The organism is Alteriqipengyuania sp. (genome assembly GCF_964222115.1).
GTDB lineage: Bacteria > Pseudomonadota > Alphaproteobacteria > Sphingomonadales > Sphingomonadaceae > Alteriqipengyuania.
Genome location: NZ_CAXQBM010000035.1, coordinates 1 through 25,567 on the forward strand (window position 1 = coordinate 1; position 25,567 = coordinate 25,567).

The window sequence follows — 25,567 nt, forward strand, 5'->3', positions numbered from 1 at the left end:
GGGCAGTGCCAGCCCTGCGCCCTTCCGGTCTTCGGACAGACGCGCCGAGATCCCCTGCCCGAGGTGGAAACGGATCGCATAGCCCACCTTGCCGCGTTTGCCGCGCTTGCTGGCAGGCAGCAGTACGTCTTCGCCAACCAGCTCGCTGCCATCTTCGCGCAGCACCAGCGCGCGGCGATGCACCAGGCCGAAGCGGCTGGCATAACCATCGTGCGAGGCTTCGATCCGTGTCGCCCCACCGCGTGCGCCGCCCATGCTCCGCCGGTCGACTTCGACTTCGCCTACACCCGCCCCGAGTTGCCCCTTGATGAGGATCGCGGTGGAGTTGACATCTTCGAGCACGAGGGTGGAATGCGCCGCGGTCGCGCGCAGGCCCTGTTCGATCCGCGCAGGCACCTGCCCACCCGCCCAGGCAGCACCGCCGCAGTTGACGATGATCCGCTGCCCCTGCGACGACAGTTCGAACGCCAGCGTCGAGGCGCAGCCGGACCGCGCATATCGGGCGAGCGGCGGCGGCGCGGCGTCGAATTGCAGGATCGTCTTGCCCGCATTCGCACGGTGATAGCCCCATCCGCGAGGCTCCTTCAGCGGCCGGGTGCGCACGCCACTGGCGCGGACCAACTCGGCCACCTTTTCGGACGCGACCGCGCCTGCGCCCTGCCAGTTGCCAAGTCCGCCCTCGCCATGAACCACCGCCAGCAGCGGCGGTACGATCAGCTCCGACACGGCGCCGATGAAACTTGGCGGGTCCTTCTTCATCGCGCGATAGCAGGCAGCCAGCTCGGTCAGCAGTTCGAGCAGCTCCATCTGGGCGAGCGGACTGCGCGACTGCACGCCGCCATCCTCGCCCACGAACTCGCCCAATGCGCGCACCATGCCCGCCTCTGCGAACAGGCGACGCGGCTTTCCCTCGGGCAGCAGCAGCCCGGCCGCGACCAGCGCACCCCAGCCAAACACCTCCGCCTGCTTGTCGGGTGCCTTGGCGACCTGCCCGTCGAGCCAGCGGGCCGTCTTGTCGAGAGCCAGCAGCGTGCGCCCGCGCACCGCCTTGTTCGACAGGATCAGCGGTGCATGGACAAGCCAGGCGAGAACGCGCCGCGCGCTTGTTTCGACCTCCCACGCCGGCCCCCTCGCGGGCACTGGATGAGCGTCGAGCCACATGCGATGCACCCGCAGCGCCGTGGCCTCCACCTGCGCACGCGCACCCGAACCGGCGAGGTCGCGCAGCCATGCGTAGGAATGAATGTGCCGCTCGACCAGCGGAGCCTGCTGGCGCGTTCCCGGCCCGAATTCGAGCTGTGCGATCGGCAGCTTGACCCCGTGGACACAGAAATGCCCGGCGCGCAGGGCCATCCCCGCTGCGCGTTCGCCCGCCAGCGGCGGGTTGACTGTCGCCAGCACCCGGCGCTTGGCCGGTTTGGACAGGGGCGAGGTGATCAGCCGCCCGCGAATCCCGGCGGCATAGGCCATCCGCACCAGCAGTTCGCCCGGGCCCACGCTGGGCGCCCCGATCTCCTGCGGCACCAGCGCGCGCGCCGGGGACAGCACTTCGACCTCGGGCTCGCGCTCTTTGGGTTTGGGCGCTGACTTGGTGGATGCCGGGGCTACGCTCTCCTCAGCCGCATCAACAACGCTGAGCGCGGTCGGCTCAGGCTTGTCCGCCAGCGTCATGATCAATTGGCGCGCCGCCCGCTCCTCGGTATCGGACGCCGCCTCGTGGTCGTCACGGACCGGGTCCTGACCAATCGAATCGACCATCAGCCTGCCTCTCCTTTAAGCGCTGCGATATTGGCAGCGTATTTCTCCGGCCCGCCCCTGAACGTGGCCGAGCCCGCGACCAGCACATCCGCTCCGGCAGCGATGCAGCGCGGCGCGGTATTGGGGTCGACTCCGCCATCGACCTCCAGCCAGATGTCGCGCCCAGTCGCATCGATCATCTTGCGGATCGCCTCGATCTTGCGCAGCTGGCTGTCGATAAAGCTCTGGCCGCCGAAACCGGGATTGACGCTCATCACAAGCACCAGGTCGACCATGTCGATCAGGTATTCGAGCACGCTTTCCGGAGTCCCCGGATTGAGCACCACGCCCGCCTTCTTGCCCAGCGTGCGGATCGTCTGAAGCGTGCGGTGCGCATGCGGCCCCGCTTCGGGGTGGATCGTGATATGGTCCGCCCCGGCCTCGGCAAAGGCCTCCAGCCACTGGTCGACCGGGCTGACCATCAGGTGCACGTCGAAAGGCTTGTCGCTATGCGGGCGCAACGCTTTTACCACCGCGGGACCGATGGTGAGATTGGGCACGAAATGCCCGTCCATCACGTCGACATGGATCCAGTCCGCCCCGGCAGCATCGATCGCGCGCACCTCTTCGCCCAATCGCGCGAAGTCGGCAGAAAGGATCGAGGGTGCGATCAGGGGCTTGGTCATGCGCAAATGCACTTCGAGGCGGGCAGGGAACTGTGGATTGCCCTCTGTAGCGCCTAGCGAATCGGAATGAGACAAGGGCGCACGCGTTTTCCACCGCGAGTCGTCGGTTTGCCGCACCATCGGGGCAATTCATGGCCAATTCAGCGCTTTTGGTCCATCACGGCCATCACCCGAGAGGCGTTTTGCGCATCGACGCAGGCGCGCTCGCAACTGATACAAGAGCAGGTATGACACGAAATTTCGCTTCTTTCGGCGCGCGCGGCGCGCTTATCCTCGCCATCGGCGGTCTGACGCTGGCGCCGATGGGCGCGCAGGCGCAGCGCTATGCTCAGGTCATAAGCAATGACATGAGCAAGTGCCGCAGCGGATCGGGCCCTGCCGTGCGGGTCAGGATCGACGGGCTGAAGTCGAGCAGCGGCAACCTTTTCGTACGGACATATCGCGCTTCGAGTTCGGACTGGCTCAAGGCGAAACGATATCTCTCCCGTCTGGATGCCTCGCCGCGCGCTGGATCGATGACCGTCTGCATTCCTGTGCCGCAGGCCGGGAATTACGCCATCGCCGTCCAGCATGACATCAACGGCAACCGGGAAACCGATTTTTCGACCGATGGCGCCGGCATGTCGAACAACCCGCGGATCGGCAAATTCCTTGGCATTCCGCGCCCGCCCTCGGTCGACAAGGCCGGTTTTGCCGCGGGCCCGGGTGTCACGGACCTGCGGATCACCGTGCACTATCCGGACTGACGCCGAAGCGATCGGCCCGGACAGCGCTTATTTGCAATCCGGGTTGACCGCGTAGGCGCGACAGAAAACCTCGACTGCGCCTTCGATGCGTTCGCGATCGCGCTGCGCGTCGCGCGGCATGCCAAAGCGGCGGTTAAGATCGCCCATGCCCTTGCACATCGAGGCGAATTGTTCGGCCGCCAGTTCGCAATCGTCGATTCTGACTTCGCCTGCCTCGTTCATCGCGGTGAGCAGGGCCGTGAAGTTCGCTTTCATACGGTGGGGGCCAGCAGCCAGAAACGCGGCGCCCACCGCCGGGTCGCGTTCCGTTTCGGCCGCAATACGCCTCTCGAACTGCACCATCTCGGGCCGCGAGATGAATTCGGACATGGCCTCGCCGATCGTCAGCAACCGCTCGCGCAGGTTGGCGCCCTTGGGGAAATCAATCGTCAGAAGGCCGCGGAGGCGTTCGCATTCCGCCTCGACTGCGGCCGTAAAGAGGGCCTGCTTGTCGCCGAACTGGTTATAGACCGTGACCTTTGATACCCCGGCATCGGCCGCCACCTGCTCGATCGAGGTGGCGGAAAAGCCGTGTTCGAAGAAGCTTCTGGCCGCCGCAGCGATGATCGCCTTGCGCTTGGCCTGGTCGACCGGGCGGCCCTGGCGCTGCGGCGACGATGACGATGACAAGGTGGGCGGCTCCGCAAAATCTAAACGATAGCGTTCACTTGTGCCGCTTTGCCCCTTGGCGTGCAAGCCTGCCGCCTGGGGCCAATGCCAGCACGAAATGCAGACGCTGGTGCCGAAGTGGCGCACCCGACAGGATTCGAACCTGTGGCCTCTGCCTTCGGAGGGCGGGGCACTTGGACGTCCGCGAACGTGGGCGGGCCACAAACTATCGAATTATCGACACTTTATGCCGCCCTTGCCTGCGGTTTTTCATCCACGTATTCCGTACAAATTACGTACTGAATGGTTCGGGGTTAGGAAATGGCTCACGACTTGAGCAAGGTTGGCGTGCGCGATCGTTTGAAATGTCGACGTGAGCCATATTGGCAGCGCCTGAGGATCGGATGCTTTCTGGGGTACCGCCCCTCAAAGAAGGATGGTCCGGGCACATGGATTGCCCGCGCTTATGATCCGGTCGCACGGAGATACCAATTAAGAGCGTTGGGCGATCTCGGGGAGCTGACAAAAAAAGAGATGTTCGCCGCTGCGAAGAGAGAAGCAGAGCGTCATGCGGAAACTGTGGAAGCTGGTGGCACTCTCAAAACCCGTATTGAGAACGTGGCGGATGCATGTCGTGCCTACGCCCAGTCTCGCCCAGAGGCAGAACAACGGTTCAGCCGCTTGATATACGATGATCCTCTTGCGCACATCAAACTTGAGAAATTGCGGAGGCGGCATCTCCTTGAATGGCGGAGCCGTCTCGAGCAAAAGCCAGCGTTGGTTAGCCGAGCGAGGAATGCCGAACCTGTAACTCGGCCGCGAGCTGCCTCCACCGTCAACCGAGATATGGCCGTGCTTCGCGCTGCGCTGACGAAAGTGTTAGCACCCGGCCGCCCCAACACAGAAGCTGCATGGCAGGAAGCGCTGAGGGCCATCCCGAATGCTGATGGTCGACGAACCCTCTACCTAGACAGAGAGCAAAGAAGACTTCTCATCTCGCACTGTGATGGGGAGATTGAACCCTTCCTTCGAGCTCTGTGCTTCTTACCCTTACGTCCCGGTGCTCTCGCCTCGCTGACCGTGGGCGACTTCGATGCGCGCACATCGGAACTCTTGATTGGCAGGGATAAATCCGGACGATCCCGCCGCATTAAGGTTCCGACGGAAGCGTCAGCGCTATTTCAATTTCATTCGGAGGGCAAAGACGGCTCAGAACCCATGTTCAGGCGGAAAAACAAGCAAGCATGGGACAAGAATAGCTGGAAGAGGCCCATCGCTGCTGCGGTTCGCAGTGCAAATTTGCCCCATGGGGCGACAGCATACACCTTGCGGCACAGCACAATCACGGACTTAGTTAGGGCGGGTTTACCGCTTCTAACGATCGCGCAAATATCTGGCACGAGTGCAGAGATGATTGAGCGCCATTATGGCCACCTAGTAGGTGACGAAACCACGCAGGCCCTAAGCCTTCTGGCGATCTGAACGGCCAAGGGGCGCAATCATCCTTTTTCGCTGGTCTGGCGGCGGACGTACTCGATCAGACTCTGCCGAACGATGAGACGTCGCCGTCCCCGATGGAAGAAAGCCACCTCGCCCGCATCCATGATACGGTAAAAGCTGGTTCGACCTATCGAGAGCAGGCGGCAGGCCTCCTCAACCCCAACCGTGATAGGCGGCTCCTCGGTCGGAGATGACGCGCATGCGTCATCGACGACAGAGTGTCCATCCTTGCGCGCGACGAAGCCGTCGCCATAGGTCAGGCTAACATGCTGCTTTATTTTGGTTTTTAATGAAAATTGATTCACCGGCACATCCACTCGAAATTCAACGACGAGTGCGTGCTTCCCAACCTAGTTGGACCCAGGTTCGGCGTTTCGCGGTGTCCCCCGATGAGGGCTCTGACGGCTCAAATAAGGGCGCGGAACTACATCGGCAAGTCCATGCTGATCTAAGCAGCAAAAACACTTCATCCCGGGAGGGGAACGGTTCAGCGCTATTCGCCATTTGAGGCCGGTTTCAGCCCAGAATTCGATTTCGACGAACTAATTGCGCGCGAATCTTTCGATTCCCGCTCTTCCTGATCACGAGTTTGAAGCTGTGATCGAAAGAGCCTGAATGATCCCTCGCGCGCATAATGCGCGCGTGCGTGTTGTTCACACTCACTCGCGCGATTGCAGGACCCATCTCATGCCCAACGCCAAACTCGCAGATTCAATGATCCATGCGGATCGTGCAATTCGAACGACGCAGAACATCATCAAAGGATCAAGATGCTATGACATGCTCGGTCCAGCTCGACAGGCATTTATCGATGATCAGCTTTTTCGCAGACCGCAGATAGATCTTGGAACTCCGTCCTCGGCTCTTATGGCGCGCCGGGACGCAGGGGCCGCCTTAGCCGCGACGACACAGCTCTATTTTCATGATCTCCTGGGCCAGGCGCCAGAGCCCTATCTTGCTACGTTCGCATTTTCAGACGGAGAAGTCCCCATGGGCCACCGGCTGCGCAATGTTCAAACTTCGATAAACCGTGCGAAGGATGCACTTCTGCAGGTCGGTCTGGAGGGTCTTCTATCCGCTGACATTGATCTGCTTTTGCCCATCGGAGCAAAGACGCCAATTACGGCTTTTCATCTGCATGGGATTGTTTTCCACCCATCGGCAGGCAATCGAAAGTTCCGGCTTAAACACGCTGCGACCAAGATGGAGGGGATGATTGGGGTGCCTTCTCGGCTACCATATGGCGTGAAACTCGGCGGCAAGCGACCGGGCGATTTCCGCTCACACGCAGACCGGATGGCAACTTATGCTGGTAAATGGACCGCAGCGCTGAAAATTGAGACGAGGACGGCAGACGAAGGTCCACGCTTCGGGCGAAGTCGGCCGCTCTACACTCCAGCACAGGCTGTCAATTTCCTCTATTCGTGGTCCCAAATACCGGTCTTGAACTCTGTAATTCCGGTGGGATCTGAGGGTGCAGCAATGTACCGCGCTTGGCGGCGTAAAATCATGAGGCGGAACCACATTGAGAGGGTCGAATTGTCGATGGGCGATCTGCGCAGCAACTGGGCTGATGTGATGAAGATCGTGAACGGTGGTGAATCCGTGGTGCCTTCGAATGTCTGAAAGTGAGCGTTTCTCGCCAAAATTCAGCGCTCTTTTCTCGAAATTCGCACCACGGGATTTTTTCCTTCCAAGTTTGAGTGCTAGCATGCCCCCTTAGAGATCAGCTTTTGGCGACTGAGAAGTCTTTGAGCTCAGTGCCTTTAATTTGGAAGCGAAAAGGACTTTACCGCGATCAGCCGAGCCCCTTCGTTCGAGCTTCATATACCCGGCATGTACGAGCTCCACGACGAAGTCGTTCGCCGCAGCCGCGTCCGTGGACAAACATCGTGGAATTGGAATGTCGGATTGAACGGACCGATTCTGTCCGTCAGAGAAACGTTTGCTCGTCTGCGGGTTGGCCGATCGCGACCGCTGGACCCCCTACAAGGTGTCGATCCAGCGATGCTGAATTCAACTCATTAGGAATTCACAGTAGCAATATGGGCGAGCGCAGCTTTGCGCCCTCATGCTGGTCATCGAATCTTCGCCGACGCTCAACAGATAGCAGACAAGTTTGTCATCGGAGTGGATGACCGACTTTAGGAAACTCTGCCGTTTCTAATTTGGCGGCACCGCAGGCATATTTTTGCTTGCGCTGGACGGACCAATGAAACGAGAACCCGGCCATGGCAGCGTCTAATCTCACCCCCGATCGTCTTGCCGCTGGCCTTAGGCGGATCGGTGAAGGTGGCGAAGTCGACTGGCGAGGCGCAACGATTCCAGCAGCGCAAGTGGCCGAGACTATCCGTTCGGCCACCGCCCCACGACGCACCCTTACATTTCGTAATGCTCGTATTGACGGCGATCTGCAGCTCGACGGCATGGGCGATGCGGAAGAATTGCTGCGCCTCCAGTTTCTCGGATCAGTCATCGAAGGTGACTTTCGGGCGCGTGACGCGCGCTGGCGGCAACTCGTATTCGCTGAGTGCCAAGTGCACTGTATCGATCTCCCATGCAATCAGTTCGAAGGCAATCTGGTTGTCGAGTTGACCCGGTGCTCAGGATGGCTGGAGCTGCGCAGCAGCAGAATTGGGCGCGACCTCGCGCTCAACGGCTCGCATTTCGCTCGCGGCGACCGCGATGCGGCGGTCACCTTTTCCGATACTGTTATCGGCGACAATCTTAGCGCACGCGATTTGCGCGCACTGGGAAGCGTCAAAGGTCGGGGGGTGCGGGTCGGAAGTGATATCTCCTTCGATGGTGCCCAGATTGATGGGCGTGGCAATGGTGAACCGCTCGCCCTCGATCTTAGCCGGGCCTCAGCGGTCGGTCGTGTCCGGCTTTGCCAAGGCAACAGCGGCCGCTTTACCGCGCAGGGTCGTATTCAGCTTAATAACGCCATCATTGGCGAACTCGACTGCAAGGCAGCTTTGTTCGACGGCGCCGGCCAGCCCGCACTAATCGGAGATCAGTTGGAGGTCCGGGGGCATGCCGATCTGAGCGGCTTGTCGGAGCGCGACGGAAGCCCATTCGAAGCGATCGGCGAAGTCCGGCTTAGCGCCGCGACGATAATGCAACAGTTGCAGATTCACGATGCCCGTTTCAGCGCTGAGGCCAACGCCCTAAGCATGGTGGGCACACGGCTCGGCGCTGATGTCCTGATCGGACACCCGGCAACCAGTACCCAATTCTCCGGCACGCTGTATGCCGACGATCTGCGGGTTGCAGGCAGGCTCATCGTTCACGGACTGGAAGCACAAGCCAGCAATACGGCGATCAGCCTTCGGCAGTGCCGGATCGACGGCGAAGTGGTCCTGTATGACGTCACGGCCACTGCACCTATCAGGTTCGACAATAGCCACGCCAACGGGATAGCGCTCGAAGGCGTTCGGATCACGCAGGCCCGCCCGGCGACGAACCGCGAGGGATTTCCCGAGCACTATGCGCATCCCGAGGATTGCCTGCTCGATCTGAGCTTCATCCGTTTGCCCTCCGATCTGCGGCTTGAGGCGGTCCATCTACAGGGCGGCGACCTGCGCATTATTGCCGGGCGGATCGAAGGCGGGTTCCAGATGAGCCGTACAAGCATTCGCGATGTCGCCGCGCTTGCGCTGATCGCACAGGGCGCTGAATTTGGGACCGGCGTACAGATTGCCGGTTCTCCCGACGAAGTTAGCCTGATGGAGGGCGAGATCCACTTTCTCGGCGCGACGGTGCGTGGCAACATCACGCTCGCCCATGTCACGATTGGAACGGCCGAGGTGCCTGCAGCGCTCACGCTGCACGCCGCGCAAGTCGCCAGCGGTTTTACGCTGATTAATTGCACAGTGCATGGGGCGATCCGCGCCAGCGCGGCGAAGCTCGGCGGCGACTTCTTCGTGCATTCGAGCGTGCTCCTTCATCCTGAAGACACGGTGTGCGACCTGCGCGGAGTCGCGATCGGTGGGAAGTTGCAATTCGCGACTGCCGTCCGCGCCGAACCGATAGCGTGTCGGATCAACGGCCAGGTGGTGGCAGATAATGGCGAGGCGGCAATGCTTGGCTGGGAGCGCGTGGCGCTTGCCGACAAGAGCCTGCTTGCCTTCACCAACATGCGTATCGCACGGCAGATCGAAGCCGGAGTCCTGATCGCCGAGGGCGGCGGGGGACTAGACTTGTCCGGAACGAGCGTGCCCTTGCTTGCCGACCGGATCGACGACGAAGAAGACAGTTGGGGGGCGGGCAAGCTGAAATTGGGTCTGGACAATTTCGCTTACGACCGCCTCGAGCGCCCGTCGGGGCGCAGTGGCGATGCGCCCCGCGAAATCCGCACGTGGCGCAGTAAGTGGCTTGCGCGCCGCCACGATCCCGGATCGGCGCGCCCGGCCCGCCATCTCGCGACGGTCCTGCGACACCATGGCCTGTTTGAGGCGGCTCGGCGCGTGTTGGTCGATGCATTCGCCGCGGAAGGGCAGATGCGACCGACTTGGATGGGACGGTTGCTTAGTGAACAGTTCGGCATGTGGTTCGGGCACGGCCTGAGCGGTGCACGTGCGTTCGTGACACTCATGATCGTTTGGGGGCTCGGGACTCAAATTGTGACGAACTTTTACGAGCATGATTTTATGATCGCCGACGAGAGCGGCAAGCGTGCTGTCTCTTGCGGCAATCGCATCGATCCGGCGATCTATGCGGCGGACGCGATGCTGCCTGTCCTCGATCTAGGCGAGGAAAACAAGTGCCGGATCGGTCAGGGGCCCGAGGCAAAACCCAAAGCTGGCTGGGAAGTAGGAGGTTGGGAGGTTTTTGGCGAGGTTGCGCTCGCGAGGTTCTGGTGGGCGCTCTATTGCGTGCTTGGTTGGACGGTGGTGTCGCTCGCAATCGCTACCTGGTCGGGCCTCTTCCGGCGGGGCGGTCGCGAATGATCTTTGGGGCGAACTCGAGTGGATAAATGAATTTAGGCCAAAATTTGATGCGAAGTAGTGCAGATGCTCGAGCGCATTCTAATAACCGATCCTGAAGAAATCTCACTTCTATTGGTAAGATTCCAGAATACTAATTTTGTGCGCCAGCTGTCCTCCGGCTAAGCCTGCTGGAAAGACCTGTTTAGCCACTCCATTCACCAATAGCTGCCAGTCCGCAGCTGGCCCAAAAGTGGCTAGGCAGATTTGAGGGAGAGAGGCCTGTCCGCAACGCGCCCCAATCCCGGACATCCAATAGGTCAGTAGTCAATCCAAAAAGCAGACGTTCGGTAAGAGGGCGGTAAGCAAGGTTGAGGGTGAGCAATCCACGCGCTTCCGGTTTTTTGGGGCGAAGCGGGAGCTTATACATCTAGCGCCGGTCGCCGAGGTCAAACCGACAAAGGCGCATGTGCGGTTCGAGCCTACGCGTCTCGCCTTATAGCGACTAAGCTTTCATCCAGAAACATAGAAAGGGCGCGGAAAGCTTTGCCGGGAGATCGTCGTCAGGCTTCCGTAAATCCTACCCGTGGCACTGCTGCCCATGTCGTGTCGTCGCGAAAGAAGCGGCGGATACCGTTCAGGCGATACCAGAGATTGATCTGGCGATAACCGAAGTTCTCGATCACCGCTGCAACACCAATGCGAAGTAGGTCCTTCGCAGTCGGCGTCCGCCTGAGTTGCTGTTCCTCGAGCACGAGCGTTCCGAGACTGAGTGCGCAACCGAATACGACCGACACGAAGTAGAAAGCGATCGCCATCATCGGGTCGAGAAGGCCCAGCAAGGCAGCGGCAGGCAGAACCAGGTAGCCGAGCAATTCGGCCGGCGGACCGAGAATGTCCTCCAGTACAATCTGCGGCATGGCAAGCAGGCCGATCCGTCCGTAGCGCGGATTTCCGATCATCCCGCGATGGCGCTGGAGGGTTTCTAACGCCCCCTGCTGCCAGCGTGCGCGCTGGTTATCGAGACCGTTCAGCGCGGCTGGTGCCTCGGTCCAGCACACGATATCGGGCACGAAAGCGATGCGATACTCGCGTTTGTTGTCGCGCATATGACGGTGCATGCGCACGACCAGCTCGAGATCCTCACCCACAGTATCGTGCCGATATCCGCCCATCTCAACCAGCGTGGACCGCCGAAACAGGCCGAAGGCACCCGAAATCAACATTAGTGTGTTGGTGTGCGCGTTCGCGACCCGGTTCATCAGGAAGGCGCGCAGGTATTCGACGACCTGGAATCGGGGTACCATCTCCTTGGCAATCCCGATTTTCTGGAGTGACCCACCCCTGATGGTGCAGCCATTGGCAATGCGGATCGCGCCGCCGACCGCGATCAGGCTTTCGTCGTTGTACATGAAGGGTTCGGCAGCACGCAGCAGGCCGTCGGGCTCGATGATCGAGTCCGCGTCGATTACGCAAACCAGTGGGGTTCGCGCGAAGCCGATCCCCGCATTGGCGGCGTCGGCTTTGCGGCCGTTCTCCTTGTCCACAACCAGCAGGTTCGGAAAGCGGCGCGAGCGGTAGGTGCCGCGAATTTCGGTTTTCTGCAGCCGGGCGATCTGCGTTCGCTGCGCTTCGTACATGTCGAAAGCCCGGACCAGCTCGCCGAGCGTATCATCCTTCGACCCATCGTTGACCACGATGACTTCGTGCTCCGGGTATTCCAGTGCGAGCAGCGCCTTCACGCTCTGCACGATCGACAATTCTTCGTTGTAGGCGGGGGCGATGACCGAGATGGGCAGCGTGAGGTCGGCGTAGCGGTGCCACAGGTCACGCGCGCCTTCGCCGGGCTGCGTTCGCGTGAGGAAAACCCAGGCCGCAACCAGCAACTGGGCCAATGCGACAATGTTGCGGAGTGCGACGACAGCGAAACACGCGAATGCGATCCACAAGATGCCGGTCGCCGCTGCGTCGATGATGCCGTCCCAATTCATCCGACTGCACTCGGACGCGGCAGGGTGTCATCGACCGGGGCAAGCTGCTCAAGCGCTTGCTCTGCGCGCAGACGCACCCAGAGCTCTGGGTCGTTTCGCAAACGGGAAATCTCGGGCACGGCCTTCCGCAGCCCTAGGCGAACGCATGCCGCCACCGCCTGCAATCGAACCGCGGGGGCAGGGTCCGAAAGGCCAAACACGATCGAGTGTTCTGCGGCAGGATGGCCAAGCCGGGCGGATGCACGCATCGCCGCGCACCTTATTTCGGAGTCCGGATGGGCAGCCGCGTCATCGAGCGCTTTGATCGCAGCCGCGTTTTCGGTCCAGCCCAGCGCATCGACAATTTGCGCCCGCCATGCAGCGGGCAGATCGTCCTCTAGCAGCAGCAGCATCTGCTCGGGGTAGTGCGGTGCGGCAGAGCGTAGCAGGGCAATATCGAGCCGTGTCGGCAAGCGGTGCATCGACTGCAAGATGCGCAATGTTTCGCGCGGCGGCGGCAAGGAGTCGTTGGCACCGAGTGCGAAGGCAGCTTCGAGACGGACACGCGGGCTCCGGTCGCGGGCCATCATCTCACGCAGCCGCCCGATACAGACCTCGCTCCCGAAACGTTGAAGAGCCTGAATCGCATTGATCCGATCCGTCTTGCGCAGTCCGTGTGAAGTGCGAAGGGTCTCGCTGAATATTCCGTCGAGTTCTGCGATCTGCAGCAGGCGCATGCGTTCGCCGCCTCTCAGCAGCGGGAGTATCCTTGAAATTGCTGCGAGGCGTGCCTGTCGAGGCCATCTCTCGATGTTCTCTACCCGGTGCCCGGCGACGCGTTGCAGGTAGCTGCGGGTTATAGCGGTGTCGCGCACGTCACGTCGCGCCCTCCGTCGCTCTGCGAGGAAGCGGCGAAAAACGAGGGCGAGGAAAACGACAATGACCGCGCTGGCACAGATCGCGGTCCCCCAGATGACGTCCTGATACACGGTCATTTTGCAGGAAACCGGTAAGTCAGGGCCACTGTGCCCGCATAACGGCGATAGCTGTTATCGCGATCCTCGTGGCTCCCGGCTACGGTGAGCCCAATTCTTTCGGCTACGGGGAGGCGGAGGCCGGCAGCCAGGCTGCGCAGCTGGCGAACGCCATCGGCCTCTGCATCGGGATAGCTGGCAGCTATCAGAAAGAGCGCAGTTTCCCGCTCGCGCCCGTAGTCGAGCCGCACCGACCCGCCGAGGCGATAGCCTTCGGCACCGTCGAAGATATTGATGGCCCGACCAGTGACAGCGAAATCCTCGCATAGTGCGACTCGCAGGCCGGGTTGGACCGCCGCGATCGTCCCGGTCTGGTAATCGGCGAGCCGCAGGTCGATCAGCGCGACCACGGATTGCGATGCTTTCAACTCCCCCCCGGCGCCGACGCTCCATTTCTCTTGGAAATCCGGGGCGGGAACGGCCGTCGCCGAGACATAGACGGAACCGCCAGCTAGGCGGTGGTCGACGCGTGCGCCGAGACGGGTGTCGATAGCGCTGCGTTCCTCACGTATGACATCGAGCGTGAGCGTATTGTCGCGGGATAAATCGAATGCTGCGCCTATGGCCTGGCTGTTCCACGTCTGGCTGAACCCGTTCGCGGTGGTGATGTCGCTAAAGCCTGCAACGAGGAAGATCGATCTGGTGCGGATGCCGTCGGGCCTATTCTGGCGCGCAAGAGCTGCTTCCAACTGGTCGAGCTCGGGAAAATCGGGATCGCGCGCAGTGATCGCGATTGCGGCACGCTGGGCCTCTGCGACGTCTCCGCGCCAATAAAGGATGAAACCCCGGGCGAGCGCGATATCCAGATCTTTCGGTGCCAATTGTGCGGCTTCATCGATCCGCTCCAGCGCGAGATCCAACCGGCCCGCCCCCGCTTCGATCACGGCAAGCCGACGCAGCAGGTCAGGATCTTGGGGAGAGGCAGCGATCATCGGCAGCAATATTTGCCGCGCGCGCTCGAAGTCGTTTTCAGCCTGCGCCTCGGCGACCAGATCGAGCTGTCCTGCGCGCGCCGCCGGAGTCTGTTGCGCGCTAGCAGGTGCGCCGACCAAAGCGATGGCCATCGCAAATGTTTGGCAGAGGCGGTTCATTAGCCGTTTTCGACAAGGCCCGAAATCCGGACCAGAAGTTCCTGCGGAATGAAGGGTTTGGTCAAGTATTCGGCGGCCCCGCCTTTGAGACCGGCGACGATGTCCGCTTCCCCATCGCGCGCAGTCAGCATGACGACAGGCACGTTTTTCAATTCCGGGTCGGACTTCAGTTCTGCCAGGACTTCGGGACCGGCGACGATCGGCATCATGGAATCGAGCACGATCAGGTCTGGCCGCTCCTCTCGGGCTGTGGCAAGAGCCTGCTCGCCGTCGCGCGCAACCGTCACGGCATGGCCCGCACCTTCCAGACGGAATTTGAGGATCTCGACCAAAATCGGGTCGTCGTCGGCAATCAGAATATCGGCCATCATTCGCTCCGGTTGGGTCGTCACGATAGGGAGTGATGGTTAAAACCGATTGAAGATAAATCTCTTTGTGCGTGTCACCTGTGGTCGGCCCGTCCTGCCTCAAACACGCTCTGCGGCAGCCGTCGATGGTGCTAGGCGCGTCCGGATGGTCTCCAGGAGTAGGCGGACCTCAGATTGCTCGTCCGTAGCAAGCAGATCTTTCTCTGCTTCTCGGCAGAAATCGCCCAGCGGCTGCTGGCCGAAATAGGTCGCCACCCCCGCGATCTGATGCAGCGTTCCTGCGATCTTCTCCCTGTCCTCCTCGCTCACCGAAGGAGCGGTCAAGGCGGCGTCTAATGTAGCGAGAGCAGCGGTCTTCCGGTCTTGAAACATCGAGCGAAGGCGCGGGTCGGTCTCCTCCTCGATCGCTTGCCGGACTGGTTCTTCCGGCCTCCCAATGCGGGCAGACCATCGGGCGATCGCGGCACATAAGCTGTTAAGCCGCAGCGGTTTCGCGAGATGGGCCTGCATCCCGGCATTGGCACAGCGCTGGATGTCGTCGGTGTAAGCATTGGCCGTAACCGCCAGGATTGGCAGGGTCTCCGCGTCAATACCCGCCTCCCGGATGGCCCTGGTGGCCTGCAGGCCGTCCATCTCGGGCATCTGCATATCCATCAGCACCATGTCGTAGGCCTGCCCGTCCCGCTCGGCTTGGAGCACGGCGTCGACGGCCTGCCTACCGTCCTGCGCAAGGGTGCAATCGTGGCCCGCCTTCTCTACCATGGCCATTGTAAGTTCTTGGTTCACGGGATTGTCTTCGGCAACAAGGATATGAAGCCGAACGTTATGCCCGCAATCCTCCAGCGCTTCGTCCGCCGCTGGCATAGGTGTGGCCGACCCATCGCTCTCTTCGAGAGGGAGTGAGAGAGTGAACGTAGAACCGCGACCCTGCACGCTCTCCGCGCGCAATTCACCACCCATAAGTTGAGCGAGCTCGGCGCTGATCGGGAGGCCAAGGCCGGTACCACCGTAACGCCTTGCAGTGGTGTCGTCGGCTTGGGTAAACTTACCGAATATACTCTCTAGCCGATCCGGCGCGATGCCAATGCCGGTATCGCGTACCGTTATGAAGATCCTGCCAGCCGAGTCGGACTGGCGACGGCTGATTGAAGCCGAGATTGTCACTTCGCCTTCCTGTGTGAACTTTAAAGCGTTGCCCACAAGGTTAAGGACGATCTGCCGTAAGCGCATCTTGTCAGCGAGAATTCGCGCTGGGACGGATGGATCGATATCCAACGTAAGACGGAGGTTCTGCCCCTTGGCGACCGGCTCCATCAGGCGCTGGCAGCTTCGCAAGGTGTGGCGCAGGTCGGTCGGTTCGCTTACGATAGCCATCTGCTTGGCCTCGATCTTCGCGAAATCCAGAAGATCGTTCAGGAGTCTGAGCATCGCGTTGCCAGAATCCGCTATCATTTGCAGACGCCGCTTTTGCTCGGGTTTTTCTTCGTCAGCAAGAGCAAGCTCGGTAAATCCGATTACCCCGTTCATCGGCGTGCGGATTTCATGGCTCATATTCGCAAGGAAGCTGGATTTCGCCTTGTCAGCGGCGCGCGCTTCTTCGACCGTTTCGGTCAGCCGTTCACGCATGATCGTTTCGTCGGTTCGGTCGATGATAACGCCGATGATCGAAGCGGCCACTCCACCTTCATCGGTATCGACACGGCCCCGGACTTCGACATGCCGCAATTCGCCGTCTGCGGTCACTAGCCGCGCACTGAACTGATAGGGTTCGCACGTAGCGACGGCCTTCTCCAGCGATCCTTCTACAATTCCGCGGTCATCAGGATGGTAGAACTCGATGGCCTTCTCCAGCTCGGGCGTATCGCCGGGTGTCAGGCCGTGAAGCCGGTAGACTTCGTCAGACCAGCTGATCTGATTGGTGGCGAGGTCCAAATGCCAATGGCCGATATGCGCGGTGGCCTCGGCCAATTCGAGCATGCGGTTGCGCTCTGCGAGTTCGGCTGTTGCTGCATGCACTTCGCGCACAACGTGACCCTCGCGCCGAAGGAAAATCATCAGCAAGAGACCAAGAAGCAAGGTGATGATCAGTCCGCATGCGAGCGCTAGATAAGGTGCGCTCGAAACGGAGCGGTCCTCAAACGGAGGAAGGCTGGTCCAGCGAAGCGTGAACGGCTGCCCTGCCAGGTCGATAGTCTCGCGGAACTCGAACCGCGAACTTTCGCCGATGTTTTCTGTTGCGTAGAGCAGGCCCTCTCCATCGGTCCCATCGCCATGAAAAACCTCGAAAGCGAACTCCGCACCCTGTTGGGGCGTCAACGCTGCCAGCAGTTCCTCTGCTACAAGCGGAGAATAGACCCACTGGCCCGTTGCCCGACCTGTATCGTCGCGGATCGGATGCACCAACAAGAAGCCTGCGCCCTGCTTTTGGTCCTGCACCAGCACGATCGGACGCGTCAGGATCGGTTCGTCCAAGGTCTTGGACAATTCTATCGCCTCTCGCCTACCTTCCTCGAAGGCGAGATTCAGGCCGAGGGCTGCGAGATTGACGTCGAGCGGCTCGATCCGGTTGATGACGTAATGCCGCGCCCGCTCAACCTTTGGGTGGACATCAAAGCGGTCACCAAATTCTCGGGCGAACTGCTCGCGAAATGCCGGAAGATCGTCGTTCTCGACTTGTTCGAACAGTCCGAACCCGCGCATTCCGGGATAGGAGCGCTCCATGTTCACCCGCGTCGCATATTCACGCCATTCAGATGGGGTGACGCCTCCATTTACCGTCACGAAGGCCGCGCCACTCTCCAGCGCGCGCTGGTAGATCTGCAGGCGATGTCGCAAGGCTTCGTCGGAATTGGCTGCCATCTCGGCCATGTTCTCTTCGGCTTGGCGGTACTCGCGTTCCGAGATGAACTGCCAGGCGTAGAAGGTGAGCAATAAGGTGAAGGTAAGACTTATTGCGACGAGCGAGCTTGCCCCCTGAAGAGACCGATCTCGCCAACGCACCGTAACTGGCGACCGGCTCGACAGGAGCAGAATTGGCATGATGAGAATGACGCCGAGCAAGTCGCCGGAGAACCAGGTCAGCCAGTTCTTGAAGACAAGCTCGGGACCTATCGCACCTGCTACCAAGAGCGTCGAGACGCCGACAGTGGGGGCGATGAAACACGGCAGAATAACAACAAGCAGCGTGGCCGCTGCCATCCGCCGCAGATGGGAGAGTTCTATGCCGCTAGCGAAGCGGCGGGCCATCTTCAGCCCCGCCAGCGCCTGAAGACTGGCCCCCACGCCTATCGCGGCGGCTATCGCGAATGCGGGCCAGTTCTGTTCGAAGGAGGCGGAGCTGTCGAAGCTCCTTAACGCGTTGAACGCGAAAGAACCGAGCCACACACCCGGCCACAGCATGCCGCCACGTACTAGCAAGGCGCATAGGGCAACGCCCGATGCAGGCCAGATGATCGTCGCGTATCCTGGAGGCACGGCAAGCGAAATGCCAATGTACCCGGCGACGAAATAACCCATCGCCACGAGTGCGATGTCGCGGATGACGCTCCTTCGGGAGGAACCCTGAGACGTGCTTAGGGTGTCGTTATTCTCGATTTGTCGCATACTGTCCAAGAAATGAGCCAAAAACTCGGCGACCTTGGATAATGCGCGAAGGTTAACAAGTGCCGGTCTCGGTCAACTTCGTCTGTAGCTGTTGCTTGAGGACGGCGTATGGCCAAATTTCACCGAAGCTCTTTCAGTCTGGCCTCCAATAAGTTGGCTGAAGACGCCGGGCAGTGTTCGGAGTGAACCGACCCACATCATTGATCCGACCGCTCGGAAATGCCCAAAAGTGTATCGAGTCCGTAAGGGCCGCCTTGCTGCATGGCTCGGCCAAAACCGGACTGACCGCTACCGGCCCAAATCCGGTCACACTGGCAATCGTTCACTCACGAATACACCGCGATGGACATTAACTCGTCATGGCCGACTCAAAGCGGGGTCGTGCCTAGCCCGCTGGGTCACCGCAAACATCCTCTAAGTTACTGTAATGTAATAACTAGTTGACTTTTCAGTTGACGTGTGCGATACGCCAAAATGTGCATTAGTCGCACATGATCATCCCACATTGGAAAACAGAATGGCACGGCAACCAGCAAGGATGCTGGAGCCTGCCGACGTGCGCCTCCTATTGGAGCACGTCGGGACGCTTCGGCATGCAACACGAAATCGAGTGATGGTAGAGGCTAGCTTCAAAGCTGGTTTGAGAGCGTGCGAGATCGCCAGACTGACTTGGTCTATGGTTTTGACGTGCGATGGTCGAATAGATGACCGGCTCACCATCCCCAATGCGATCGCAAAATGCGGAAGTGGCAGGACCATTCCGATGCACAAGGACTTGATGCGAGCTCTTCGCGTCCATCACAAGCGCTGCGGTAAGCCGGCCTGTGGCCCGGTCATTTTGTCTGAGCGTGGTGGACACATGACGGCACAAAGCGTCGTCAACTGGTTCGGCGCAACCTTTGCCGCTCTGGGCATCGACGGCGCGTCATCACATTCCGGACGCAGAACCTTCATTACCCGCTCTGCCAGGGCAATCAGCAAGGCAGGCGGCTCGTTGCGAGATGTCCAAGAGCTCGCAGGGCATCGTGCCCTTACGACGACCGAACGATACATCGTCGGCGATCGGGACGCACAACGCAAACTCATAAGCATGCTTTGACAGGTCGCGGCTTCGTCAACGCCGCACTTTCAACTCAACTTACTGATCAGGAGAACTGACCATGACTGGCCAGAATGACGATGTGCGTCCGCGACCCATGGCCCCGCGAGCTGAACGCGTTGCAAAGCTGAATGATAGGCTCCGCAAAGGGGAGGGTGAGGGACGGGTCTTCATCACCGAGGGGGTCATAGCGCTGGGGATGGGAGCCCTGCTCGACATCATGACCCTAGTGAATGACTTCGACTGTTTCACTCCGGATAATGATCCACACGGCGAACACGACTTCGGGTCGTTTCATTATCGCGGAGAGCGCCTCTTGTGGAAGATCGACTACTACGATCGATCGATGATGCACGGATCAGATGATCCTAGCGATCCGTCGATAACCTGCCGCGTGCTCACCGTGATGCTGGCGAGAGAATACTGATGGAGAAAAATGCCCTCGCCATCGGGACTCTTTCGTTCGCCAAGCTTGGCTCTCACATGGAGCTTTCCCCTGAACGTCGTATCGAGATAATCCTTGGCTGCATCCAGCTGTACCGACCTAAGCTCTTGATCACTGCAGGCTACGCGGTTCATTCGATCCTAGAACTGTCAGACCTCACTAGAGGGCTCGCGGACCTTGGTCATGGTTTGGCTGTGGTTGCAGAAGTCCATCATGAGACCACAGTCTGTGAAGGCGAGCCATCACGTCACGCGTTGTGGATGATCGGCCCACGAGGCCGATCGCTTCATCGCTTTGGCTCTCAAGCATTCGGGCGAGCTGCAGAGGCGAGTTCAGCGGACAGCGACGGCACGAAACAGCTCCGGCTTCAGCTCCAGCATCGAACCGCCAAGTTCGAGAACTTTCGGCTGTTTGGATTGATCTGTGGGGAGATCAACATAGTCCAAGGACGACATTTGCCCCGCTACGTTTGCCCAGAAGCTAAGGCGGCCATGTTCAAAGCGGACATTGTTGTAAATCCCACGCATGATCGAATGGGCAATGGCGGAACCTTGAAAGCAAAAAGGGCGATGATGTCTCTGCCAAGCCAGGGTCGAGATCGCTTGTATGTGTCGTGCTCCAACTGGGATCCTAGCGGAATTGAACACATGGCCCAGCGTCCCTCTCGAACCTTGCATACCGTGTATCGATCCGGTCAGCCGCTCAGTTTCGTCGAACTAGCCGATGGCTCAGAAGGCTTTGTCTATCGTCGATGGGAATGCTGCCTTTAGCCGCAGTCTGGCCGGGATGTGGATGCTTGCGACTGCTCCAATAATGTGCCTGGAGCAACGCCGAGCACCGTCGCGATCCGCCCTAAAACATCCACCGTGGGGTTTCGCCGGTTTCGTTCGATCCCCCCGATGTATGTAAGATCGAGCTCTGCTTCATGGGCTAATCGCTCTTGGGTCAGCCCGCGCTCTATGCGCAGCCTCCTCACATTCGCAGCAACGACCGCATTCCAATCCATCTCTCGACTGGAAGGCTATTCCCGTCTGCGCTCTAGGGACTATAGTCCCTATTCATCTGCAACCGGAAACAAAGAGGACTATCATCATGCCAAAGATGCTCGTTGCAATTTTGCTCTGGGGCCTCGTGATCTCACCCGCTCACGCTCAACGATATACTGGCGGTCTCGAAGAGGTTACGGAGGTGCTCAATTCCAACCCGCAGATCAAACGTGACGTGGCCGACGATCTCCATGCTCGATCCGTCAGGTTGCGAGCTTCAGCGGCGGAGATTGAAGAATATTGCGCAGGTGAGCCAAGCGCGCGACGTCAAGAGCGATGCGCCTTTGCACAGGGAGTCCTTCTCAACAGCGTGATCCGACTGATGGAGCGTGTTCGAAAAGCGAAAAACGGAGAGTACGAAAAGCGTTGGGTTCCTGAAGATCCACGTTGCGCTGTCGCGAGACACAACAACTCTCCGGAATTTGCCGAGCATATGGGTGCGGATTGCGACTTTGAAGACGAATAAACGCCGGAAGAACGTACGCCGATGTTCGTGGTTGTGCGTCGAGGGATTCGCGTGGCACGGCGTGAGGATTTCCGTATTTTTTACTTACGGTGCCTCCTGCTAAGATGTAAAGTCTTGAAAAGCTGGCGCACCCGACAGGATTCGAACCTGTGACCTCTGCCTTCGGAGGGCAGCGCTCTATCCAGCTGAGCTACGGGTGCATCGCGAAGTCGCGGGAGCGCCGCTTAGCAAAGCGGGCCAGCCGGCGCCACGGGTAAAATGCGCTTTGTCGGGCCTTCCGCGTTTGCTCGCCGCCAATATTATCATCTTGGCAAGATTCCCCGGGCTAGCCTGTCGGCGTGATGAGCGATCTTGCCCCCGCCCACGACTTGGCACCCAGGCCACCGTTGAGCAGCGATGCGACATTGATGGAGCAGTGGTCGGCTGTGGAAGATGCGGCGCGCGTGGTCGCCATGCTCGCCGGACGCGATGCTCCCCTGCTGGATGCGCATGGGGAAGCGCGGATCGGGCTGCTCGCGCGGATGCCGGAAACGCGCAGCCAGGCCGCGGTCTTCGCCTTGCAGGAACTGGTCGCGACGATGCGGGTCGGCCTCGACGCATTGCTCGGGGCGCATGGTACCTCGTCCGATCCCCAGCCTGCCGCGCAGCGCCTGTGGAGCGAATACGAACGCGGACGAAGCAAGGTGCTGGCCGAGGCCTCTTCGGCGCTCGGTTGCTGACCACCCCGCCCGCAATGCCGGCTTGACACGGTGTTTCCGTTCTGTTCCTTAGCCGGGATGACGGATGCACCTTTCATGATCGATCCCGCAAATGCCCCGGCGAGCCTGTGCGATGCCAGCCAGGCGGCGCGCGGAATCATGCGGTTATTTGCTCGCAACGATATCTGGTGCTGCCCCGAAATGCCGCTGCGCGGGGGACGACGCGCGGACCTGATGGGTGTGGATGCCAAGGGGCATGTCATCATCGTGGAGATCAAGGTCTCGCGCGCCGACCTGACCGGCGATTCCAAGTGGACCGACTATCTGGACCATTGCGACAAGTTTTACTGGGGCATCGGATCGCACCTCGACGCGGGCATCCTGGAGGGCGAGGCTTTCCTGCCCGAACGCTGCGGGCTCATCATTGCCGATGGCTACGATGCCGAGATCCTGCGCCCCGCCCCGCGCCATCCGCTCGCCCCGGCGCGCCGCAAGGTCGAGGTGGAGAGGCTGGCCCGCACCGCGATGCGGCGTGCGGCCGTGGCCTGCGATCCCGATTGTGCGCCCTATGGTGGCGAGCTCTAGCGAGACGCCGGGACGCAACGCGCGCGGAGCAATAGGGTCTCGCGTCCCGGGTCCGGCTGCGGCATAAGCGCAGCCAGCCGATGCTGCTTGCCCTGATCCTCTCGACCCTTGCGATGACCGCCATCGTCGCGTTGCGCTATCTCGCGGTCAGCGGCGTTTTCGCCGCGCTGACCAACCGCGTCAGGCCCGGCTATCACGCGAAGCTGAGCGCGCAGATCCGCCGCGAAATCGGCTGGTCGCTGGCTTCGGCGGCGATCTATGGAATACCCGCGGGCATTGTCGCCTTCGGGTGGGACCGGTACGGCTGGACGCAGATTTACAGCGAATGGGATGCCTTTCCGCTGTGGTACCTGCCCGTTTCGGTGCTCATTTACCTCTTCGCACACGATACCTGGTTCTACTGGACGCATCGGTGGATGCACAGGCCACGCCTGTTCAAGGTTGCGCATGCAGTTCACCATTCCAGCCGCCCGCCCACAGCATGGGCCGCGATGAGCTTCCATCCGATAGAAGCACTCACAGGTGCGGTGGTTATCCCGCTTCTCGTCTTCCTCGTCCCCATCCATATTGCTATGGTCGGGCTCGTTCTGGGTGTGATGACGCTGATGGGGGTCACGAATCACATGGGGTGGGAGATGTTCCCGCGCTGGCTGGTCCATTCGCCGGTCGGCAGCTGGATCATCACCGCAAGCCATCACCAGCTGCACCACGAACGCTATACGTGCAATTACGGGCTCTATTTCAGGTTCTGGGACCGACTATGCAAAACCGACCGGGGACTTTCGGAAAACTTTCCGCGCTAGCGATCGGCGCGGTATCGCTGCTCACGCTGGGCAATTCGGCGAACACGCGGCAGGACGTAATCGTAACCGCGATCGATCTGCGATCGTCGGACGGCACCGTGCTCGCCTGCCTCACGCCAAGCGACGGCGCCTTTCCCGATTGCGGCGAGGACGACCGGTCGCAGCGGCGCATCGTCCGCGCCAACACCCGCGTCACCATCGTGTTCAACGATGTCGAGCCTGGTGAATACGCGGTCTCGCTGCTGCATGACGAGAATGGCAACGGCAAGGTCGACAAGGCGCTGTTCATCCCGACCGAAGGCTTCGGTTTTTCGCGCGATGCCAAGCTGCGCCTCGGCCCCCCGCGCTTTTCCGCCGCGGCTTTCAAGGTGAGCAGCGAGGCCCCGGTCTATCAGACCATCCGTATGCGCTATCTCAAACGCTAGCGTCACTGCCCCACGGGCCGGTTGCATAAAGCGCGACCGAATAACCCAATATTTACCATGGGCCGTCACAAGGTTTGCCAAACACTGAAGGGTTTGGTGACACGATGGACAGCTTGCGGGGAAAATTCGGCTTTTCCGATGGAGCGGATGATGACGCTTCATGGGACGATGCCGGAGATGAGGGCGAGCTGGGCATCGACGATGCGCCGCCCGCGCCGATTGGCCAGGACGAGCGCCGGATGCAGGTGCGCGCGTATAATTACTGGGCCAGCCTGCTGGGCGAACGAACCTATCCGAGTGTCGAGGATATCGAGCCCGACTCCTTGCCCGATTTCTCAGAAAACAGCGTCCTGCTCGACTTCACCGGGGGTATCGAAAACCCGGCGATTGTATTCCTGGGCGACAAGCTGGCTGGGGAATGCGGGCACGAGGGCACGATCGAGACCCTCGACGACGTGCCACCGCGGTCTCTGCTGAGCAGGATCACCGATCACTACATGCAGATCTTGGCGAACCAGGCCCCGGTCGGGTTCGAGGCGGAATTCATCAACCAGCGCGACATCACGATCCTCTACCGTGGGATCCTGCTGCCGTTTTCCACTGACGATGACACCATCGATTTCATCTATGGCGTGATCAACTGGAAAGAGGTGGCGGACCAGCTGACCACCGACGAATTGCTGCTCGAAATCGACCAGGCGCTGCAGAGTGAACAGGATCGGGAAGAAGACGCCCCTGTCGAGATCGCACGGCGGGCGGTCGTCGCGCCAAAAATCATCCGTTGGGCCGATGGGCCCGGGTCGCAGATCGACGAGCCCGAACACAGCGAACGCCCTGGGGAACCGGATGATTCGCTGCCCTGCCCCAGCTTCGCACGGCTGGATACGCATCTGGGTGGCACGAAGACGAGTGGCCGCGCCTTGCTGGGTGAGAGCCCCGCAAACGATTACGCGTACGATGATGGCGATTGCGATAGCGATGACGACGACAGCGAAGGAACTGTTTCCTTCGACCCGCTCGCCGCAATGCGGCCGGTCGCACCCTCTGGAAATCTGGAGCAATGCCTCGCCGTTGCACGGGAGGCCGCGGCCACAGCACAGCAGGCCGAGGTCCGCAGCCGCGTCGCGCTATATCGTGCGGTGAGCAATGCCTACGATGTCAGCCTAGCCGCTGCCAACGAGCCGGAGGCTTTTACCCGCCTGCTGGAGGACCACGACATCACGGCACTCCCGCGCGCACCGATGACACCGGTCGTCAAACTGGTGTTCGGGGCCGGTTACGACAAATCGCGCCTGGCCGAGTATGCTGCGGTGCTCGATTTCGCGCATCGCGAAGATGTTGCGCACGGTGCGCTGGCCGATCTTCTTGAAACGACCGAGGGTGGATTGAAAGCCATCGTCGCGCGCGAACGGGCTTTTCGTCGCGGCGGCGACAAGGCGGCAACCGCCAAACCGGCGCTCGAACGCACATTGCGCAAGCTCGACAAGGTGGAAGCACAGCCAATCCATGCGATTCCCGCTGACGGCGCGGAATATGCGCTATGCGTGATCCGTCGCGATAGTGACGGCGAGATCGCGTTTATCGGCGAAGTTACTGGCGACGATCGCCTCCTCGCCCGCGCTGCGCGGAACATCCTCGGCTAGGGATTAGCCACAAGTCGGCTACACCTCGGGGGTTCACCTGAACGCCCGA

23 protein-coding genes and 1 tRNA gene are annotated in these 25,567 nt (G+C 60.5%); 13 read left to right on the forward strand and 11 right to left on the reverse strand.

Features of this window, described 5'->3' with window-relative positions; genetic code table 11:
- Together ACEQXE_RS06115 and rpe are read right to left on the reverse strand one after the other, a co-directional pair.
- The coding region (locus ACEQXE_RS06115; RefSeq protein WP_370178056.1) for a heparinase II/III family protein at positions 1-1,758 on the reverse strand (1,758 nt) is incomplete at its 3' end.
- Entirely contained in the window at positions 1,758-2,423 is a 666-nt protein-coding gene (gene rpe / locus ACEQXE_RS06120; protein ID WP_370178057.1) for a ribulose-phosphate 3-epimerase, read from the reverse strand. The genes ACEQXE_RS06115 and rpe, both read right to left, overlap by 1 nt.
- Before the next feature lie 227 nt (positions 2,424-2,650).
- Here rpe and ACEQXE_RS06125 point away from each other — a divergent pair, with 227 nt between their 5' ends.
- Complete coding sequence (locus ACEQXE_RS06125; RefSeq protein ID WP_370178058.1) at positions 2,651-3,169, forward strand: DUF2141 domain-containing protein; 519 nt, start codon at positions 2,651-2,653, stop codon at positions 3,167-3,169.
- A 27-nt stretch (positions 3,170-3,196) separates the two neighbouring features.
- Here ACEQXE_RS06125 and ACEQXE_RS06130 read toward each other — a convergent pair whose 3' ends face one another.
- Positions 3,197-3,904 (reverse strand): TetR/AcrR family transcriptional regulator, encoded by a 708-nt coding sequence (locus ACEQXE_RS06130; protein WP_370178059.1) that lies wholly within the window; start codon positions 3,902-3,904, stop codon positions 3,197-3,199.
- Between the two features lie 246 nt (positions 3,905-4,150).
- On the opposite strand from ACEQXE_RS06130, the gene ACEQXE_RS06135 reads away from it, so the two are divergent.
- Entirely contained in the window at positions 4,151-5,299 is a 1,149-nt protein-coding gene (locus ACEQXE_RS06135) for a tyrosine-type recombinase/integrase (RefSeq protein WP_370178060.1), read from the forward strand.
- Between the two features lie 17 nt (positions 5,300-5,316).
- Here ACEQXE_RS06135 and ACEQXE_RS06140 read toward each other — a convergent pair whose 3' ends face one another.
- Positions 5,317-5,634, reverse strand: a complete 318-nt coding sequence (locus tag ACEQXE_RS06140; protein WP_370178061.1) for a helix-turn-helix domain-containing protein — start codon at positions 5,632-5,634, stop codon at positions 5,317-5,319.
- A gap of 370 nt (positions 5,635-6,004) precedes the next feature.
- On the opposite strand from ACEQXE_RS06140, the gene ACEQXE_RS06145 reads away from it, so the two are divergent.
- Together ACEQXE_RS06145 and ACEQXE_RS06150 are read left to right on the forward strand one after the other, a co-directional pair.
- Positions 6,005-6,943 (forward strand): hypothetical protein, encoded by a 939-nt coding sequence (locus tag ACEQXE_RS06145; RefSeq protein WP_370178062.1) that lies wholly within the window; start codon positions 6,005-6,007, stop codon positions 6,941-6,943.
- A gap of 605 nt (positions 6,944-7,548) precedes the next feature.
- Positions 7,549-10,266 (forward strand): hypothetical protein, encoded by a 2,718-nt coding sequence (locus ACEQXE_RS06150; protein WP_370178063.1) that lies wholly within the window; start codon positions 7,549-7,551, stop codon positions 10,264-10,266.
- Positions 10,267-10,805: 539 nt separating this feature from the next.
- Here ACEQXE_RS06150 and ACEQXE_RS06155 read toward each other — a convergent pair.
- From ACEQXE_RS06155 to ACEQXE_RS06175, 5 genes are all read right to left on the reverse strand, one after another.
- A complete protein-coding gene (locus ACEQXE_RS06155) occupies positions 10,806-12,233 on the reverse strand; it encodes a glycosyltransferase family 2 protein (RefSeq protein ID WP_370178064.1) in 1,428 nt (475 codons plus the stop codon).
- On the reverse strand, positions 12,230-13,207 hold the full coding sequence (locus ACEQXE_RS06160) for a HEAT repeat domain-containing protein (protein ID WP_370178065.1): 978 nt from the start codon (positions 13,205-13,207) through the stop codon (positions 12,230-12,232). The genes ACEQXE_RS06155 and ACEQXE_RS06160 overlap by 4 nt, the downstream gene beginning before the upstream one ends.
- A complete protein-coding gene (locus tag ACEQXE_RS06165) occupies positions 13,204-14,310 on the reverse strand; it encodes a YaiO family outer membrane beta-barrel protein (protein ID WP_370178066.1) in 1,107 nt (368 codons plus the stop codon). Before ACEQXE_RS06165 ends, ACEQXE_RS06160 begins: the two co-directional genes overlap by 4 nt.
- 26 nt (positions 14,311-14,336) lie before the next feature.
- A complete protein-coding gene (locus ACEQXE_RS06170; protein ID WP_370184275.1) occupies positions 14,337-14,729 on the reverse strand; it encodes a response regulator transcription factor in 393 nt (130 codons plus the stop codon).
- Positions 14,730-14,804: 75 nt separating this feature from the next.
- Entirely contained in the window at positions 14,805-18,221 is a 3,417-nt protein-coding gene (locus tag ACEQXE_RS06175) for a CHASE domain-containing protein (RefSeq protein WP_370178068.1), read from the reverse strand.
- Positions 18,222-18,846: 625 nt separating this feature from the next.
- Here ACEQXE_RS06175 and ACEQXE_RS06180 point away from each other — a divergent pair.
- The 3 genes from ACEQXE_RS06180 to ACEQXE_RS06190 all read left to right on the forward strand — a co-directional run bounded on the left by ACEQXE_RS06180 (position 18,847) and on the right by ACEQXE_RS06190 (position 20,622).
- On the forward strand, positions 18,847-19,407 hold the full coding sequence (locus ACEQXE_RS06180) for a tyrosine-type recombinase/integrase (RefSeq protein ID WP_370184278.1): 561 nt from the start codon (positions 18,847-18,849) through the stop codon (positions 19,405-19,407).
- Between the two features lie 61 nt (positions 19,408-19,468).
- Positions 19,469-19,834 carry a DUF3768 domain-containing protein gene (locus ACEQXE_RS06185; protein ID WP_370178070.1) on the forward strand — a complete coding sequence of 122 codons (366 nt, stop codon included), beginning with the start codon at positions 19,469-19,471 and terminating at the stop codon, positions 19,832-19,834.
- Positions 19,834-20,622, forward strand: a complete 789-nt coding sequence (locus ACEQXE_RS06190; protein ID WP_370178071.1) for a hypothetical protein — start codon at positions 19,834-19,836, stop codon at positions 20,620-20,622. Before ACEQXE_RS06185 ends, ACEQXE_RS06190 begins: the two co-directional genes overlap by 1 nt.
- On the opposite strand, the gene ACEQXE_RS06195 is transcribed toward ACEQXE_RS06190, so the two are convergent.
- Positions 20,619-20,858: a helix-turn-helix domain-containing protein gene (locus ACEQXE_RS06195; protein ID WP_370178072.1), complete on the reverse strand. Its 240-nt coding sequence runs from the start codon at positions 20,856-20,858 to the stop codon at positions 20,619-20,621. The genes ACEQXE_RS06190 and ACEQXE_RS06195 overlap by 4 nt on opposite strands.
- A gap of 86 nt (positions 20,859-20,944) precedes the next feature.
- Here ACEQXE_RS06195 and ACEQXE_RS06200 point away from each other — a divergent pair, with 86 nt between their 5' ends.
- Positions 20,945-21,364 carry a hypothetical protein gene (locus tag ACEQXE_RS06200; protein WP_370178073.1) on the forward strand — a complete coding sequence of 140 codons (420 nt, stop codon included), beginning with the start codon at positions 20,945-20,947 and terminating at the stop codon, positions 21,362-21,364.
- Positions 21,365-21,487: 123 nt separating this feature from the next.
- On the opposite strand, the gene ACEQXE_RS06205 is transcribed toward ACEQXE_RS06200, so the two are convergent.
- Positions 21,488-21,564, reverse strand: a tRNA-Arg gene (locus tag ACEQXE_RS06205).
- A 186-nt stretch (positions 21,565-21,750) separates the two neighbouring features.
- Between ACEQXE_RS06205 and ACEQXE_RS06210 the strand changes: the two genes are divergently transcribed.
- The 5 genes from ACEQXE_RS06210 (at position 21,751) to ACEQXE_RS06230 (ending at position 25,518) form a co-directional block, all read left to right on the forward strand.
- The gene (locus tag ACEQXE_RS06210; RefSeq protein WP_370184282.1) at positions 21,751-22,083 is read left to right on the forward strand and encodes a hypothetical protein; all 333 of its coding nucleotides are present in this window, start codon (positions 21,751-21,753) and stop codon (positions 22,081-22,083) included.
- A 57-nt stretch (positions 22,084-22,140) separates the two neighbouring features.
- Positions 22,141-22,647 (forward strand): MmcB family DNA repair protein, encoded by a 507-nt coding sequence (locus tag ACEQXE_RS06215; RefSeq protein WP_370178075.1) that lies wholly within the window; start codon positions 22,141-22,143, stop codon positions 22,645-22,647.
- Between the two features lie 80 nt (positions 22,648-22,727).
- A complete protein-coding gene (locus ACEQXE_RS06220; RefSeq protein WP_370178076.1) occupies positions 22,728-23,450 on the forward strand; it encodes a sterol desaturase family protein in 723 nt (240 codons plus the stop codon).
- Complete coding sequence (locus ACEQXE_RS06225) at positions 23,408-23,875, forward strand: DUF2141 domain-containing protein (RefSeq protein WP_370178077.1); 468 nt, start codon at positions 23,408-23,410, stop codon at positions 23,873-23,875. The genes ACEQXE_RS06220 and ACEQXE_RS06225 overlap by 43 nt, the downstream gene beginning before the upstream one ends.
- A gap of 104 nt (positions 23,876-23,979) precedes the next feature.
- Positions 23,980-25,518 (forward strand): hypothetical protein, encoded by a 1,539-nt coding sequence (locus tag ACEQXE_RS06230; protein WP_370178078.1) that lies wholly within the window; start codon positions 23,980-23,982, stop codon positions 25,516-25,518.
- Positions 25,519-25,567 lie beyond the last annotated feature (49 nt).

Coding starts and splice junctions, on each gene's coding strand:
- rpe (WP_370178057.1), bottom strand. CDS start 2,423: ATGACCAAGCCCCTGATCGCACCCTCGATCCTTTCTGCCGACTTCGCG.
- ACEQXE_RS06125 (WP_370178058.1), top strand. CDS start 2,651: ATGACACGAAATTTCGCTTCTTTCGGCGCGCGCGGCGCGCTTATCCTC.
- ACEQXE_RS06145 (WP_370178062.1), top strand. CDS start 6,005: ATGCCCAACGCCAAACTCGCAGATTCAATGATCCATGCGGATCGTGCA.
- ACEQXE_RS06150 (WP_370178063.1), top strand. CDS start 7,549: ATGGCAGCGTCTAATCTCACCCCCGATCGTCTTGCCGCTGGCCTTAGG.
- ACEQXE_RS06155 (WP_370178064.1), bottom strand. CDS start 12,233: ATGAATTGGGACGGCATCATCGACGCAGCGGCGACCGGCATCTTGTGG.
- ACEQXE_RS06160 (WP_370178065.1), bottom strand. CDS start 13,207: ATGACCGTGTATCAGGACGTCATCTGGGGGACCGCGATCTGTGCCAGC.
- ACEQXE_RS06165 (WP_370178066.1), bottom strand. CDS start 14,310: ATGGCCATCGCTTTGGTCGGCGCACCTGCTAGCGCGCAACAGACTCCG.
- ACEQXE_RS06175 (WP_370178068.1), bottom strand. CDS start 18,221: ATGGGTTATTTCGTCGCCGGGTACATTGGCATTTCGCTTGCCGTGCCT.
- ACEQXE_RS06180 (WP_370184278.1), top strand. CDS start 18,847: ATGCTGGAGCCTGCCGACGTGCGCCTCCTATTGGAGCACGTCGGGACG.
- ACEQXE_RS06185 (WP_370178070.1), top strand. CDS start 19,469: ATGACTGGCCAGAATGACGATGTGCGTCCGCGACCCATGGCCCCGCGA.
- ACEQXE_RS06190 (WP_370178071.1), top strand. CDS start 19,834: ATGGAGAAAAATGCCCTCGCCATCGGGACTCTTTCGTTCGCCAAGCTT.
- ACEQXE_RS06195 (WP_370178072.1), bottom strand. CDS start 20,858: ATGGATTGGAATGCGGTCGTTGCTGCGAATGTGAGGAGGCTGCGCATA.
- ACEQXE_RS06200 (WP_370178073.1), top strand. CDS start 20,945: ATGCCAAAGATGCTCGTTGCAATTTTGCTCTGGGGCCTCGTGATCTCA.
- ACEQXE_RS06215 (WP_370178075.1), top strand. CDS start 22,141: ATGACGGATGCACCTTTCATGATCGATCCCGCAAATGCCCCGGCGAGC.
- ACEQXE_RS06220 (WP_370178076.1), top strand. CDS start 22,728: ATGCTGCTTGCCCTGATCCTCTCGACCCTTGCGATGACCGCCATCGTC.
- ACEQXE_RS06225 (WP_370178077.1), top strand. CDS start 23,408: ATGCAAAACCGACCGGGGACTTTCGGAAAACTTTCCGCGCTAGCGATC.
- ACEQXE_RS06230 (WP_370178078.1), top strand. CDS start 23,980: ATGGACAGCTTGCGGGGAAAATTCGGCTTTTCCGATGGAGCGGATGAT.